Below are 14,606 nucleotides of genomic sequence, written 5' to 3'. Positions count from 1 at the left end.
CTAAAGCGTATAACTTAGTTTTAAACTTCCATAATAATTTATATTGTTCCCAGGGTAGAAATACCTTGGGGCATTTCCCCCAAAGCTACTAGCGTTTATCAACACGGATTGTGCGTACTTGGTATCTGTTAAATTGTTGACACCAAAATCTAATCCGAGCAATAGTTTCTCTAAAATTTGTTTCTTGTACCCTAATTTTGCGTTGAGTAAATTAAACGATTTACTATAAAGAGTGTTGCCATCTGTCAACGGAATCTCATCTATAAATTGATGGGTAATATTGGCATAAAGGCCGTTACCGAATGTAGTCTGTAGTCCGGTATTTAATTTATGTTTTGGAACACCCGTTAATGAATTTCCACTATAATCTTCATTAGCTTCTTCATCAATAAATTCAACAAAAGAATGATTGTTGAATGTGTAGCTTATAAATGGGGTAAGCAGTATTTTATTTGAAATATTAAATTTATAATTCCAATCTAAATCAATTCCTTGATGCTTTGTCTTACCGGCATTACGACCAATATACTGGTCATCACCAACCCTTTTCGCAACAAGTAGATTCTTTATGGGCATTAAATAGAAAGCAATATCTAGTTTCATTCTATCATCTTTGCTTTTATGTTCAATACCGAGTTCATAATTAGTACCTGTTTCCTGAACTATATCAGGATTTATAATTCCATCGGGAGTTAAGGTTTCTTCCAAACTAGGATTTGAAAAACCACGACTAATATTCGCATACAATTGACTTGTTGCTGTAATTGAATAGTTGACATCTAAACTAGGTAAGAAAAGTGCTTTAAAGTTTCTATTTGCACTAGTGTTTGTGCCTCCTGAATTAAACAAGTCTCTAAAGTCATATTGTGTTTTATTAACGTTTAAGCCCAACTGCGCAGTAAGTTTTGTTGTAAAGGGATATGAGATGGTAGCGAAACTATTTACTTGGCTTCGAAATTCTTTGTTTTTAGATAATCTATCACCTTGTAAACTACCGTTACCATTATTTTCTTCATAAAGATTTTGAAAGGTTCCCCATGCATATTCATCTTTATATAATTCGCCCCCGATGGTATAAGAAAGTAAGTTTTCAGAAATATTTAAATTCCCAGAAAACAAGGTTCGTAGACCATATCCGTTTGTATATTCATCTAAAATATTAAAAGGTCGAGGTTCATAATGGTCTAAATACGTGTAGAATAAACTTGTAGTATTTTTTAGTTTTGTGCTAGCTTTATAGGTGTGTGATAGGCCAATAAGGCTATAGTTATTGTCTTCATAACCCTGTGATGATTTCCATGTGAATGCAGCTTGTGTTGGGTCTTCATCAAAATCTGCTTGACTAATTGAGCTAGCTATTTGAGCTGAGTAGTCAATATGGTTTACTAAAAGACCTAACTCGCTTTTTTCGGATAGTTTAAAAATTGAGTTTAAAAGAAATCCGTCACGTTCAAATCTATTGTTTTCGCGGTATCCATCAATTTCCATATGTCCGTATTGTAAGGTCATATAAAAATCATCTTGAGAATGTGTAAATCCTAAACTATTTTTAAATAAGCCATAAGAGCCAAGGGTAGAACTATTAGTAAGTTTTGTAGGTTGGCTGCTGAGTTGTTTGGTGTTTAAAATTATCGAACCGCCTAAATTTGTGCCGAAGCCAGTTCCCTTGGGACCTTTAATGATTTCCACTGAGGTTAAGTTTTCTAAATCATAAGCTTCAATAGTAGAAAATCCCGTTCCATTTGTTACGGGTATGTTATTATAGTAAAGTCTAAGTTTGTCGGTGCCAAATGCTGTTCTTGAACCTACCCCTCGAATGGTAATTCTATTGGTATTCAGGGCGCCAGATAATGCATATACTCCAGAAATTTGATTGATGGAGCTTATAAAATCAACAGGGCTATAATTTTTAAAAACGTTTGCTCCAATTATTTGTGATGGAATAATACCTATCGCGTTTTTTGCGGTAAGTGTGTCAATTAATATAACTTCATCTAATTCGGTAATGCTATCTTTTACAGATTTAGTTTGTGCACTTGCACTGAAATAGAATATTAATAGAGGAATAAAAAAAAGCGATTTTTTCATAGAAAATTAAAACCTTAAAAATACCTATTAAAAACGGAAACCTAATGAAAGACCAGCCCTGAACATCAAGTCATTTTGAAAATCTTCGGGATTAATATTTCTGCCCAGTCCGCCATTTAATTCAATGGTGAATTTTTGACTTCTCGTGGCCCATTTGTAACCACCTCCAAGACCAAGGGCAATGGTAGAATAATCATAATTTCTGTCGCCTAAGTTTTCAGAATCTACGTCATCTTCCCCTGTGTAGTATAGCCCGAATACTTCAGCAAAAATACCGCTTTTAGGTCCATATCCAAAATAAGCTCTTAAATTGGGGCCAATGCCAAAATTGCCATTGTAATCTGTAGCTTTACCATCAAAATACAGTGTTCCGCCGATACTGGTGTCTTCATTGATATAATATTCATAACCGAATTCTAACGAAGTTGTTACCAGAAATTGACCAATGTTCAACTTTACCTCATGGCTATTTTCATTATTATAATAAGCCTGTGAAAATGAAGAAGTAGTTATAAAAACTAATAGAACGGAAAATATAAACTTGTTCATGTGAAGTTATTGTGTAATAATAATTGGGATAAAAAATAATTTAAAGCTGTGAAATTATGATTTTAATGGAAAGTATACACCTTTAATTTACAAGTCTTTTTTATTTTTAGACCAAAATGCATATCGATGAAAATCATATCCTATAATGTAAATGGAATTAGGGCAGCGCTGAGAAAAGGATTTTTAGATTGGTTGGGTGCCGTTTCACCCGACGTTGTTTGTCTACAGGAAATAAAAGCCAATGAGGAACAATTAGATCTTTCTTTGTTCGAAGAGGCTGGGTACAAGTATAATTATTGGTATAGTGCTCAAAAGAAGGGCTATAGTGGTGTTGCAATACTTTCTAAATCTAAGCCCGATGCTGTGGTATTTGGTACTGGTATTGAATATATGGATTTTGAGGGTAGAAATATTAGGGCAGATTTTGGGGATGTGTCAATCATGAGTATGTATTTGCCTTCTGGAACAAATATTCAACGACTTGACCATAAACTCATGTATATGTCAGATTTTCAAGAGTATACAAATGAATTGCGCAAAACAAATCCCAACCTTATTATTCTTGGTGATTATAATATTTGTCATGAGGCAATAGATATTCATAACCCGGTTGGTTTAAAGAATGTATCAGGGTTTTTACCTGTAGAACGTAAATGGATTGGTGATTTTATCGAAAGTGGTTTTATCGATAGTTTTAGGGAATTCAATTCTGAGCCAGATAATTATACATGGTGGAGTTATAGGGCAAATGCAAGAAATAATAATAAAGGATGGCGATTAGATTATGGTATGGTGGCAAAATCCTTAAAAAATCGATTGTCTCGTTCGGTAATTTTATCTGGCGCGAAGCATAGTGACCATTGCCCTATTTTGATAGAGATAGATAGTTAGGCGTATGAGTCACGGTTGACCTCAATATATTTAGTAGTTTTACGTTTTAATTATGCAAAAAAATTAAAGATTAATGATTTATACCAATTTACCACATACCGATATTGAAGTAAGTAAAATATGTTTGGGAACAATGACCTGGGGAAACCAAAACACGGAAGCCGAAGGTCATGAGCAAATCAATTTTGCAGTGGATAAAGGGATAAATTTCTTAGATACAGCAGAATTATATCCAATACCTGCGCATAAAGATAGATATGCAGCAACAGAGAAGATTATCGGTAATTGGTTCAAGAAGAATGGGAATAGGGAAGATATTGTTCTGGCATCAAAAATAGCGGGAAAGGCTGAGATGTCTAAATTCATTCGCACAACCGGTTTTACACGGGAATCTATTATTGAGGCTGTTGAGGGTAGTTTGGAAAGATTACAAACGGATTATATTGATTTGTACCAATTACATTGGCCAGATCGTAGTACCAATTATTTCGGACAAAGAGGTTTTACAAATGATATATCAGATTATTGGGAAGATAACATTCATCAGGTTTTAGAGACATTAAGAGATTTAATTCGAGAGGGTAAAATTAGGAATGTAGGTGTATCTAATGAAACCCCTTGGGGGATGATGCGTTTTTTGGAGGAAAGTAAAGTTCATAGTACATTACCACGAACGATAACAGTTCAAAATCCATATAGTCTTTTAAACAGATTGTTTGAAGTTGGTATGTCAGAAATATCAGCTAGGGAGCAAGTTGGCTTGTTGGCATATTCTCCATTAGGCTTCGGTGCTTTAAGTGGTAAATATTTAGGTAATCGTATGCCAGAGGGCTCACGTTTAGCTCTTTTTCCCAATTATAGTAGGTATATTGGTGCCACTGCCATAGAGGCAACAAAAAAGTATTATGAACTGGCACAGGCAAATGGCCTTACTTTGGCACAAATGTCATTGGCGTTTGTAAATTCTAGGTCTTTTGTGACTAGCACTATTATTGGAGCTACAACATTACGTCAATTGGAAGAGAATATAGGAAGTATAGATGTTAACTTATCTGATGATATTCTAAAAGAAATTGAAGCAATACAGAATTTAATACCTAACCCTGCACCGTAATATGGAAAGTCTTGTTCTTTTAAAGATTGGTTTTTGGCAAATAGTAGTTATACTAGTCGTGGTAATAGTTATTATGGTATTTGCAAGGATAATGCGGGATAAACGTTAACCGAATAGGTTGCGGGCAACTTCTTCAATTTTAGAGGCCAATAGTATTTTTATCTTTGTTGATTTGAGACCTATCTTGTTGTTTTTGGACACTATAATTGTGTTGTAGCCTAATTTTTCTGCTTCTAAAATACGTTGCTCGATGCGCTGAACTGGTCTAATTTCGCCAGCTAGGCCAACCTCTGCGGCAAAACAGGTTCCTTTGTCTATCGGTATGTCTTCATTGCTCGATAGTATCGCCGCAACTACCGCTAAATCAATAGCTGGGTCATCAACAGATATTCCACCAGTAATATTTAAGAATACATCTTTTGCGCCTAATTTAAAACCAGCACGTTTTTCTAAAACTGCCAACAACATATTTAACCGTTTGGCATTGTAGCCTGTAGTGGATCGTTGAGGTGTGCCGTATACCGCAGTACTAACCAGTGCTTGTATTTCAATAAGGAGAGGACGCATACCTTCTACCGTTGAAGCGATTGCAGTACCACTTAATCCATCATCATTTTTAGAAATTAATACTTCAGATGGGTTATTAACTTCCCTTAAGCCACTGCCTTGCATTTCATAAATACCAAGTTCTGCTGTAGAGCCAAATCTATTTTTTAAAGACCTTAGTATGCGATAGACGTAATTTCTGTCACCCTCAAACTGCAACACGGTGTCTACCATATGTTCCAAAATTTTTGGTCCTGCAATAGAGCCATCTTTGGTAATATGACCAATGAGAATTACAGGTGTATTTGTTTCTTTGGCAAATTTAATAAGTTCAGCAGTGCACTCACGTATTTGTGAAATACTACCTGCAGCAGATTCGATATATTCAGAATGTAGAGTTTGAATTGAATCTATAACCACAATATCCGGTTCTGTGGCCTCAATCTGTTTAAAGATATTTTGAGTCTTAGTCTCTGTTAGAATGAGACAGGTTTCACTATTTGGGTGAATTCTATCGGCCCGCATTTTAATCTGCTTCTGACTTTCCTCACCAGAAACGTATAATGTTTTATAAGGAAGTTTTAGGGCAATCTGAAGTAAAAGGGTGCTTTTTCCTACCCCAGGTTCTCCACCCAACAACACTAAAGCGCCAGGCACTAGTCCACCACCTAAAACCCTATTGAACTCAAGGTCGAAGGTATTTAAGCGAATCTCTTTTTCAATGCTAATTTCATTGACCAAAAGAGGTTTAGAGACTCTTTTTGAAGTTTGTGAAGGTAATTTCCAATTTACCTTTTCCTCCTTTTGTACAACTTCTTCTACAACGGTATTCCATTGTTTACAGGCAGAACATTGCCCTACCCATTTAGCATACTGTGTTCCGCAATTTTGACAAAAAAATGCAGTTTTTGTTTTGGCCATCTTTAGCTTTTACTGAAAGAGCTAAAGGTAACAAGAAGTTTGAAATGAGCGGATATCGCTTAGTGATTAAGCGTTAATAATCTTGTGAATTTTCCTTTTTATGAGCACTAAACGCTAAGAAAAAGGATGCCCAAGCCATGAATAGGGCAATACCACTGTATGGAATTATAAAATCTCCTTTCAATCCGAAATAGGTAAACAGTACTCCAGAAAAGACGAAATACATTGCGTTAATTTTTATCATAATAAGTAGGTTGGGCTAATTTGGGAACTAGCTGTTTAAATACATTAAAATCCGAAATCGGCTTTTAATGCGTCCATTTTTTCAAGGGCCATTTCTTTAGTTAAAAAATCTATTTCTTCCATTTGAAAAGCTTTTTCAAATGTTTTAAGCGCTTTTTTAGGTTCTCCTAATTGCTCATAATATTCAGCTTCAAAATAAAAGCCGAGCATAGTTTCAGGATATTCTTTTTTACAAAGATCAGAAAGTGGTTTTAATGACTCAAAATCTTCTTTTTTTCTTGACGCTGCGTAAATTGCCATGATATCATTAAGTTCTACAGGCTTGCTAAATCCAAATATGTCAACAATGCCTTGGTATTTGCTTTCTAAATAATTGAATACCGGTTCTTCGCTTATAAGTATCTGTGTTTTATATTCTTTAGGACTTATAGGTTTAAACATGCCGAAAATATTATCAAAAGCTTTGCCTATACCATATGTAGCTACTGAAATGTGGTCGGCATTTTTGTATTCATCAAAATAGTAATGTAATGATTCTTTTTCCAAAGCTTTAATGCCTTGGTTCATAGCTGCTATTCGTTGAGTATCCTTGTTTTGTTCACCTTCTACTATAACTTGATAGAATATTTGATTTTCAAATGTATTAAGTCTTATTGGTACTCTTTTTTCCATTTCAGGAGCAAGAGTAGGTGAAATACTTATATAGGCATCAAAGATTGAATTATCCTTAAATAACCAGTAATTCATAAAATTACCAGTGATGTCGTAACCAACAATCATTTTGAAAGGAGCCGTACTAAAGTTTAAATCTAAATATGGAATAAGTTCCATGCCAATAAACTCATAAAAGCTTTTGCCTTTTTCAGAAGGTAAACCGCTTTCAGCATCAAATGCACAATCTTCATATCTTAAATCATCCTTGCTTTGATCTATGCCAACAATAATACTTTGAGGCATACCATGAAAGCGACTATAGAATTTTGATGAGGCTACAACTTGTTCAAAAAGATATTCTCCATCAAGCACTATAATGAGAGGATACTTTTTGTCCACATCCATATTTTCAGGAAAATAGTAATGTACGTCTCGTCTTTCTTGAAGTTTAAACGACTCAAAAATCTCTTGAGTTGTTTGAGAATAGGATATTGCGCCAAATAAAAGTGCGAATATTATGGATACATAACGCATATATGGTAATTGTAAATAGTAAGAATACTATTTGATTCTGTTCAATAACGGTAATAAAATAAAAGATATTGCACCGAAAACAACTATCATTAATGTCTGGGCAATCCAAATTATCCATCCGAAGGCATCACCAGAGACGGTACTGATGCCAAAAATAGTTAAAGCACTACTAACGGCGATTGGGTAAAGGCCTATGCCTCCATTCGTGGTTGCCATAGCGAAAGCGCCAGCTACAAAGGCTACAAGCAATTGACTAAGTGTAAGAGAAATAGTTTCGGGTACTGTAAATTTTATGATCCAAAGCATACCTATATAGCATCCCCAAATGAATAAAGTATGAAAAATGAAAAGCCACTTATGCTTCATTTTAAAAATACTGAAAACACCATCAAGTAATCCCTTTACAAAAGTTTTGATTTTCTGAGCAAATGCATTTTTTGATTTTTTAATCAGTGCAACGAATAAAATGAATAATATAATTCCTGCCCCAGCAAGTATAAGAAGGCCATTTAAATTAAAGCCACGTTCTTGAAGCATGTTCATTATTACATCTGTCTGTAATAAAAATGTTATTAGAATAATTGAAAGCAGCATTATAACATCTATGACCCTTTCGGTAACTATAGTACCAAATCCTTTTTCAAAAGGCACATTTTCATAGGTGGTGAGTGCTGTAGCTCTTAAAACCTCACCTGTTCTTGGAATGCCAAGATTTGCAAAATAGGAAATTAATATTATTAAGATATTATTGATAATACGAGGATTGTAACCTAAAGGTTCTAAGAGATAATTCCATCGAACTGCTCTAGAAATATGACCTAAAACACCTAAAAATACAGAAAGCAAAACATAAAGAGGGTCTGCTTCTTTAATATAAAAGATTATTTCTTTTCTATTTTCTGGTGTGGTAGAATTATAAGAATACCAAACTAAAAAAACTCCCAATGCCATTGGGAGTATAATCTTTAGATTTTTTTTTAGAATACTCGTCAAGATTAAGTCAATAAATTATTTTCTTCATTTGGAAAAACCAATGACGGATTGAATTTTTTAGCTTCTTCAATATCCATCCAAGTATACGAAATTAAAATAAGCACATCACCTACCGAAACTTTTCTTGCAGCAGCGCCGTTTAAAGTGATTTCTCCACTTTTTCTTGGCCCTGGAATAATATAGGTTTCAAGGCGCTCTCCGTTATTATTGTTTACGATCTGTACTTTTTCTCCACGTATAAAATTTGCGGCATCCATAAGATCTTCATCAATAGTGATGCTTCCTACGTAATTAAGGTCTGCGCCAGTAACTTTTACTCGATGTATTTTTGATTTTACTACTTCTACTTGCATAATGCAAAATTAATTAATTGATGGCAATATTATCTATAAGTCTTACACCCTCTACATAAACAGCAATAAAGGCCCTATATTTTATATCAATATTTTTATTCTTTGCTGGGGTCAAAGTTTCAACATCGGTAATTTCAAAATATTCTAGTTTAAAATCTGCACTGTTATCAAATTGCTTTGCTACCCAATCTTTAACTTTTAAAACACTTTCCATGCCAAATTTATATTTGGCGATTTTCAAGGTTTCGTAAATGAAAGCGGCATTTTGTCGTATTGTTTTGCTTAACCTTTCATTTCTAGAACTCATGGCTAACCCATGATTTTCACGTACTATTTCGCAGCCAATAATTTCAACAGGTATTTTTTGTATCTCTACTAGCTTTTGAATGATACGTAATTGTTGAAAATCTTTTTCACCGAAATAGGCTCTTTTTGGTTTAACAAGACTAAATAGTGTTTCAACAATTGTACCGACTCCGTTGAAGTGATTATCTCTAAATTCACCTTCCATAACTTTATCAAGACCAGCAAAATCATAAATTTTGGTTTTAACCTTGTCATGATATATTTCAGCTACTGCAGGTGCGAAGACAATAATATTTTTTGAAATAGAAGAAATTAAATCAACATCATTGTCTAAAGTTTTTGGATATTTTTCAAGATCCTCGGTATTATTGAACTGGGTTGGGTTAACGAAAATGCTAACAACTACTTTTTTATTTTCTGACAAGGCCTTTTCTAATAGAGACATGTGTCCTTGATGCAGTGCTCCCATTGTCGGTACTAAGCCAACATCTGAAGAGTCATCAATTTTATTTAGTTCGCTCCTAAGCTCATTTATGGTCTTAACTACCAGCATTGAAAAGTTCATTAGCGAGCAAACTTACTATAATTACGGCTAATCTCTATATTTTTTGTAATTTTGCAGTTACGTTCAAGTGAAAAATAAAATATAACCTTTATGAATGGTAAAAAGATATTGTTTGTATCTTCTGAATTAGTTCCTTACTTACCCGAAAACGAAGTTTCTCTAATGTCTTATGAAGCGCCTAGAATGGTCAACAGCAATGGTGGTCAAATCAGGATATTCATGCCAAGATATGGAAACATCAATGAAAGAAGGCATCAATTACATGAGGTAATTCGGCTTTCCGGAATGAATTTGGTAATTAATGATATGGACATGCCATTAATCATTAAGGTAGCATCTATCCCAAAAGAAAGAATACAAGTTTACTTTATAGATAACGAAGAGTACTTTAAGCGTAAAGCAACATTTACTGATAAGCAAGGAAATCTTTTTCCAGATAATGATCAACGTGCAATTTTCTTTGCCAAAGGTGTTATGGAAACTGTGAAGAAATTGAATTGGTCGCCTGATATTATTCATGTACATGGATGGATGGCTAGCTTGTTGCCGTTGTATTTGAAAAAATTCTATGCAGATGAGCCACTTTTTGCTGATAGTAAAATTGTATTGTCTGTTTATGGCAAAACCTTTGAAGGTTCTTTAGATAAGGATATGATTAAAAAAATTGCGTTTGATGGTATACCAGATGAGGCAATTGCATCTTTAGCAGATCCTACCTATAATAATTTGTTAAAGATAGCTGTAGATTATTCTGATGCTATTATTTTAGCATCGGAAGACATTCCAGAAGAATTAGAAAACCACATTTCCAACCAAGAAAAACCAGTGTTACCATATGTACCCGTTCAAGAATTTGAGGAGGCGTATGCTAATTTTTATAACACAGAAGTTTTAAAATAATCTGAATGAATTTTTTTGATAATTCCGCTACTCCCAAATTTTTGGGAATGATATTGATATTTGGTTTTTTAGTATCATGTGAACAAGATTTAACCACAGTTGGTGCTGGTGTTGTAGGTAATGAGCCTTTTACTACAGGTCAAGAAACATATGATGTTTTTGTTTATAATAAGAATATTGAAGCGGTTCAAACTAATAAATTGCCAATTTATCAGTTAGGTGTTTTCAATGACCCTATATATGGTAAAACTAATGCGTCGGTAACATCTCAAATGTTTCTTAGTGTAGCTAATCCAACTTTTGGAGCTTTTTCTCAAGAGAAGGAAGATAAAGCTGGTAATTCGGGTGAGTCCATAACCACCATTGAGGAAAATGAAACGGTAAAAGAAGTATTTCTTTATATTCCGTTTTTGACAAAAAGTATAGCTACGGATAGCGATGGTGATGGTGTAGTTGATGAATTTGATAAAGTTCCAGATAGTGACAATGATAATGATGGGGATGGCGTTTTGAATTCTGTTGAAATTGCATCAAGTACTGACCCTTTAGATATTAATAGCGTAGATGAAGATAGAGATGGATTAAATGACGGAGATAACGCGCCTATTTTTACTAATAACTTTGCGAAAAAGATTGAATTGGATAGCATTTATGTAAATGGTTCTAATTATGACATTTTTTCAAAATCTGCTATTCCTTCATTTAGTCTTAAGGTAGAGAGATCAACTTTTTTTCTTCGTGATTTAGATCCTAACACTAATTTTCAAGAATCACAAGAGTATTTTTCAAATCAAGAATTTTCTCCAGAATTCGTTTCAGACTTGTTGTTTGAAGATGTTGTTGAAATCAGCGATGAAGAAATATTAATCGCTAACGAGGATGATTCAACAACTGAAGATGTTGATGAATCATTAACTTTTAGCAAACTTGGCCCAGGTATTCGAATTCCTTTGAATAATGAATTTTTTCAACAGAATATTTTGGATAAAGAAGGAAGTTCTGAGTTGTTGAGTCAATCTAACTTTACCGATTTTATAAGAGGTTTGCATTTATCTATCGAGGATGGAGCGGGCGATGACGTAATGTTTCTTTTTGATTTAAAAAGTACAAATATTACTATGACATACACCTATAGTAGTTATAATACGAATGGTACTAACGATATCACTAGTGACGATGCTCCTAATGAAGTAAAAGAAAATGATTTTGTTTTTTCGTTCTTGTCACAACTTCAAAGCGGCTCTGTATCTGGGAATGCAGTAAACTCAATTATCACAGAGAATTATGGCCCTCAAATAATACAAGCCTTAGATAATACAGAGAACGCTTCAAGAATATATTTAAAAGGTGGGCCAGGTACTTATGCTGAAATTAATTTGTTTGAAGAAAATGGAAGCGAGAATATTGTTGAACAAATACGAAGTGAGAATTGGGTGATTAATGAGGCCAATCTCGTTTTTTATATTGACAGAAATCAATTAGATGCAAGTGGTAGTTTATTAGATCCTCCTAGGCTTTATTTATATAATGCAGAAAATAATTTTCCATTGATAAACCCTAATACTGAGCAGACCGATCTTACGGTAAACGCGTTGTTTGGCACGTATTTAAATTATGACGGTATTATAGAGAAGTCGAATGGAAAAGGTGTTAAGTATTCAGTAAAAATTACTGATCATATCAATAACTTGGTGGTTCGAGATTCTGTAAACGCAACATTAGCTTTAACGTTGTCAACTAATATTCAAAATTGGAATGTTACTGAGGCTAAGGTTGGTGGCGGTGAAAAAAGAATTGCGACAACTTCTAATTTAACCCCTTTGGGTACTGTCTTATATGGCAGCAATCTTCAGGTTACTGACCCTGATTATGATAAACGATTAAAGCTTGAAATATTTTATACAAAAGCCAATTAAGTAAAACTTTATCATGGATTTTTGTGTATTTTCAGCTAAACATATCATTTTAAAGAATATTCGCGTTATACATCTTAAATAGGTTAATTTTTAATCACGTTAGCATAATTTCGTGGTAATTAATTTTGCTTAAAATCATCAAACAAAAGTATTATGTGTGGAATTGTAGGTTATATAGGTTATAGGGATGCTTTTCCTATTATAATAAAAGGTCTTCAGCGTTTAGAATATCGTGGTTACGATAGTGCTGGGATTGCGTTGTTCGATGGTAATCAAATTAACCTTGCTAAAACTAAGGGTAAAGTAGAAGATTTAAAGAAGAAGGCTAAGGATATTTCCCAAAAAGGGAGTATTGGAATTGGTCATACACGTTGGGCTACACATGGTGTTCCAAATGATGTAAATTCTCATCCACATTATTCGAATTCTGGCGAACTAGTAATTATCCATAATGGAATCATAGAAAACTATGAGGCTATTAAGCAAGAGTTGACTAAAAGAGGATATACGTTTCAGTCTGATACTGATACTGAGGTTTTGGTTAATCTTATTGAAGAGGTTAAGAAAACAGAAAACGTAAAATTAGGTAAGGCTGTACAAATCGCTTTAAATCAAGTTGTCGGGGCTTACGCTATAGCAGTATTTGATAAGCAAAAGCCAGATGAAATCGTAGTTGCCAAATTAGGTAGTCCATTAGCAATTGGCATTGGTGAAAATGAATTTTTCATAGCTTCAGATGCTTCCCCTTTTATAGAGTTCACAAATAATGCTGTTTATCTTGAAGATGAGGAAATGGCTATTATTAGGTTGGGTAAAGAAATTAAATTAAGAAAAATAAAAGATGATTCAGTTGCATATCCTAGGATTTTAGAATTGCAAATGAATTTAGAGGAAATTGAAAAAGGTGGTTATGACCACTTTATGTTGAAAGAGATTTACGAACAACCAAGGGCAATAAAGGATACATATAGAGGTCGTTTGTTAGCGGATCAAGGTATAATTAGAATGGCAGGAATTGACCAGAATATGGAAAAATTTCTTAATGCTAATAGAATAATTATTGTTGCATGTGGTACTTCATGGCATGCAGGTTTAGTTGCTGAATATATATTTGAAGATTTAGCGAGAATATCAGTTGAAGTAGAATATGCTTCTGAATTTAGATATAGAAATCCTGTTATTACTGATAAGGATGTGTTGATTGCTATTTCTCAATCGGGAGAAACAGCAGATACTTTAGCGGCAATTAAACTGGCTAAAGAAAAAGGTGCTTTTGTTTTCGGAGTTTGTAATGTGGTTGGGTCGTCAATTGCTAGAGAAACCGATGCAGGAGCATATACACATGCTGGACCAGAGATAGGAGTAGCTTCTACAAAAGCTTTTACAACGCAAATAACGGTACTTACATTAATTGCCTTAAAACTGGCAAAAGCAAAAGGTGTTTTTTCAGAATCTAGATATCATGAGTATTTAACTGAATTAGAGACTATTCCTAGTAAAGTGGAAAAGGCATTACAGTCAAATACATTAATTGAAATTATTGCCGATGTATATAAGGATTCGACAAATTGTCTTTATTTAGGAAGAGGATATAATTTTCCGGTTGCATTAGAAGGAGCTCTTAAGTTAAAAGAGATAAGTTATATACATGCAGAAGGATATCCAGCGGCAGAAATGAAGCATGGTCCAATAGCATTGATTGATGAGCATATGCCGGTTTTCGTAATTGCTACCAAAAAAGGTCATTATGAAAAGGTAGTAAGCAACATACAGGAAATCAAATCAAGAAAAGGTAAAATTATAGCTATTGTTACTGAAGGTGATGAACAGGTAAGAGATTTGGCAGATCACGTAATTGAGGTGCCAGAAACTTTAGAAAGTTTAACCCCATTGCTGACTACTATACCATTACAATTACTTTCTTACCATATTGCGGTAATGAGAGGTTGTAATGTAGATCAACCAAGAAACCTTGCAAAATCGGTAACGGTAGAATAAGCTTTAACTAATTATTTAAAAAGGGGTATGAAATA

13 protein-coding genes are annotated in these 14,606 nt (G+C 33.9%); 5 read left to right on the top strand and 8 right to left on the bottom strand.

From position 1 onward, the window contains the following. Together BMY56_RS05650 and BMY56_RS05645 are read right to left on the bottom strand one after the other, a co-directional pair. Positions 1 to 2,088, bottom strand: coding sequence for a TonB-dependent receptor family protein (locus tag BMY56_RS05650; RefSeq protein ID WP_091621065.1), 2,088 nt, complete (start codon positions 2,086 to 2,088; stop codon positions 1 to 3). Positions 2,089 to 2,115: 27 nt separating this feature from the next. Beyond that, a complete protein-coding gene (locus BMY56_RS05645; protein ID WP_091621062.1) occupies positions 2,116 to 2,637 on the bottom strand; it encodes a DUF3575 domain-containing protein in 522 nt (173 codons plus the stop codon). A 126-nt stretch (positions 2,638 to 2,763) separates the two neighbouring features. On the opposite strand from BMY56_RS05645, the gene BMY56_RS05640 reads away from it, so the two are divergent. Further along, positions 2,764 to 3,528, top strand: coding sequence for an exodeoxyribonuclease III (locus BMY56_RS05640; RefSeq protein WP_091621059.1), 765 nt, complete (start codon positions 2,764 to 2,766; stop codon positions 3,526 to 3,528). Positions 3,529 to 3,601: 73 nt separating this feature from the next. Further along, positions 3,602 to 4,642 (top strand): aldo/keto reductase, encoded by a 1,041-nt coding sequence (locus tag BMY56_RS05635; RefSeq protein WP_091621056.1) that lies wholly within the window; start codon positions 3,602 to 3,604, stop codon positions 4,640 to 4,642. Positions 4,643 to 4,747: 105 nt separating this feature from the next. Here BMY56_RS05635 and radA read toward each other — a convergent pair whose 3' ends face one another. From radA to panC, 6 genes are all read right to left on the bottom strand, one after another. Then, positions 4,748 to 6,109 (bottom strand): DNA repair protein RadA, encoded by a 1,362-nt coding sequence (radA, locus tag BMY56_RS05630; RefSeq protein ID WP_091621054.1) that lies wholly within the window; start codon positions 6,107 to 6,109, stop codon positions 4,748 to 4,750. A gap of 73 nt (positions 6,110 to 6,182) precedes the next feature. Continuing rightward, on the bottom strand, positions 6,183 to 6,353 hold the full coding sequence (locus tag BMY56_RS18585) for a hypothetical protein (protein WP_177170922.1): 171 nt from the start codon (positions 6,351 to 6,353) through the stop codon (positions 6,183 to 6,185). 44 nt (positions 6,354 to 6,397) lie between these two features. Continuing rightward, positions 6,398 to 7,540, bottom strand: a complete 1,143-nt coding sequence (locus BMY56_RS05625; protein WP_091621051.1) for an alpha/beta hydrolase — start codon at positions 7,538 to 7,540, stop codon at positions 6,398 to 6,400. 27 nt (positions 7,541 to 7,567) lie between these two features. Further along, a complete protein-coding gene (locus tag BMY56_RS05620; RefSeq protein ID WP_091621049.1) occupies positions 7,568 to 8,533 on the bottom strand; it encodes a lysylphosphatidylglycerol synthase transmembrane domain-containing protein in 966 nt (321 codons plus the stop codon). A 2-nt stretch (positions 8,534 to 8,535) separates the two neighbouring features. Beyond that, on the bottom strand, positions 8,536 to 8,886 hold the full coding sequence (panD, locus tag BMY56_RS05615; RefSeq protein WP_079511283.1) for an aspartate 1-decarboxylase: 351 nt from the start codon (positions 8,884 to 8,886) through the stop codon (positions 8,536 to 8,538). 13 nt (positions 8,887 to 8,899) lie between these two features. Next, positions 8,900 to 9,745 carry a pantoate--beta-alanine ligase gene (gene panC / locus BMY56_RS05610; RefSeq protein ID WP_091621046.1) on the bottom strand — a complete coding sequence of 282 codons (846 nt, stop codon included), beginning with the start codon at positions 9,743 to 9,745 and terminating at the stop codon, positions 8,900 to 8,902. A 102-nt stretch (positions 9,746 to 9,847) separates the two neighbouring features. Here panC and BMY56_RS05605 point away from each other — a divergent pair, with 102 nt between their 5' ends. The 3 genes from BMY56_RS05605 (at position 9,848) to glmS (ending at position 14,571) form a co-directional block, all read left to right on the top strand. Then, on the top strand, positions 9,848 to 10,657 hold the full coding sequence (locus tag BMY56_RS05605; RefSeq protein ID WP_091621043.1) for a glycogen/starch synthase: 810 nt from the start codon (positions 9,848 to 9,850) through the stop codon (positions 10,655 to 10,657). Between the two features lie 5 nt (positions 10,658 to 10,662). Next, positions 10,663 to 12,573 carry a DUF4270 domain-containing protein gene (locus BMY56_RS05600; protein ID WP_091621041.1) on the top strand — a complete coding sequence of 637 codons (1,911 nt, stop codon included), beginning with the start codon at positions 10,663 to 10,665 and terminating at the stop codon, positions 12,571 to 12,573. A 153-nt stretch (positions 12,574 to 12,726) separates the two neighbouring features. Beyond that, on the top strand, positions 12,727 to 14,571 hold the full coding sequence (gene glmS / locus BMY56_RS05595) for a glutamine--fructose-6-phosphate transaminase (isomerizing) (RefSeq protein ID WP_091621038.1): 1,845 nt from the start codon (positions 12,727 to 12,729) through the stop codon (positions 14,569 to 14,571). The last annotated feature ends 35 nt before the right edge of the window (positions 14,572 to 14,606 follow it).

The sequence above is a fragment of the Maribacter orientalis genome (genome assembly GCF_900109345.1).
GTDB classification, from domain to species: domain Bacteria; phylum Bacteroidota; class Bacteroidia; order Flavobacteriales; family Flavobacteriaceae; genus Maribacter; species Maribacter orientalis.
This window is presented reverse-complemented; position numbering and strand designations above follow the sequence as displayed.